The organism is Streptomyces sp. NPDC079020 (assembly GCF_044542225.1).
Taxonomy (GTDB): domain Bacteria; phylum Actinomycetota; class Actinomycetes; order Streptomycetales; family Streptomycetaceae; genus Streptomyces.
The window spans coordinates 1-1,501 of record NZ_JBITUB010000044.1 but is presented as its reverse complement, the minus strand read 5'-3'; the positions used below and the strand labels follow the sequence as shown (position 1 = coordinate 1,501).

Genomic DNA, 1,501 nt, shown 5'->3' with positions numbered 1-1,501 from the left:
GTGAGGACCCACTGCCCGATGGCCGGGTCCGCCGGGACGGCGGCGGTCGCAAGAGCGCCGAGAAGCTTGACCGGCTGCTCGTTCCGGCGTTGCTGGCGCTGGTCGAGCCGGATGAGCGGGGCGATCCGATGTCGCCGCTGCGGTGGACGACCAAGTCGCTGCGGTCTCTGGCCGGGGAGCTGACGCGGCAGGGCCATACCGCGTCGGCGCCGACCGTGGGCAGGCTGCTGCGGGAGAACGGTTTCAGTCTGCAGGCCAATGCCAAGACCCTTGAGGGCGCTCAGCACCCCGACCGGGACGCGCAGTTCCGGTACATCAACGGCCAGGTCAAGGACCATCAGGCGGAGGGCGAGCCGGTGGTCAGTGTGGACACGAAAAGGAAGGAAGTCGTCGGGGATTTCAAGAATGCGGGACGTCAATGGCGGCCGGCCGGTGAACCCGTGCGGGTTGACGTCCATGACTTCCCCGGCGATGCACTGGGCAAGGCCCTGCCTTATGGCATCTACGATCTGGCGGCGGACACCGGCTGGGTGAATGTCGGTACGGATCACGACACCGCAGCCTTCGCGGTCGAATCGATCCGCCGTTGGTGGAACGGGCAAGGACGCCTCGACTACCCGCAGGCCAGACGTCTGTTGATCACTGCCGATGCCGGCGGCTCCAACGGCTACCGCACCCGGGCCTTCAAGACCGAGTTGGCCGCGTTCGCCGCCCGGACCGGCCTGGCCGTCACGGTCTGCCACATGCCGCCGGGCACATCGAAGTGGAACAAGGTGGAGCATCGGCTGTTCTCCGCGATCACCATGAACTGGCGCGGCAGAGCGCTGAACAGCCACGAGGTCGTCGTGCAGTCCATCGCCGCGACCACCACCCGCACCGGTCTCACCGTCCACGCCGAACTCGACACCGCACCTATCCCACCGGTGTGAAGGTCAGCGACACCGAGCTGAACGCGGCGCCGGTCACCGGACATGCCTTCCACGGCGACTGGAACTACACCGTGCACCCCCACCCCGCCAGCCCGGCAGACCCCACCAGGCCGACGCCCGGGCCGGCGGCGGTCTTCGACCGCGGTGCCCTGTCACATCCCGCGCTGACCGGCATGACCTGCACCGCACTGGCCGAGCTGACCGAGACCCTGACCCCTGGCTGGCAGGCGCTGCAGAAACAGGACCCGGCCACCCGACGCGACGGCGGCACCCGGCGCCGGGCCCCGGGCGGCGGCCGCAAAGCCAAACTCGACCTGGCCGACCGGGTCCTGGCCACCGTGCTGCAACAGAACCTCGCTCTGCCGCCTACCGTGCTGGCCCACCTCTTCGCCGTCAGCAAGGACACCATCCGCCACACCAGCAGCGAGATCCGACGACTGATGGACCAGCACGCGCACACACCCCAGCCCCCAGCAGCACACCTCAGCACCCTGGCAGGACTCCTCGTCCACGCCACCGCACACGGCGCGACCCTCACGACAGAGACCAAACCAACGTGTTGATTCTTTACG

General features: G+C 68.5%; 1 pseudogene. It reads left to right on the top strand.

Annotated features, from left to right (window positions below):
• Positions 1-1,492, top strand: a pseudogene (locus ACIGJO_RS35740) (ISAzo13 family transposase); the annotation flags it as partial.
• Positions 1,493-1,501: the final 9 nt, after the last annotated feature.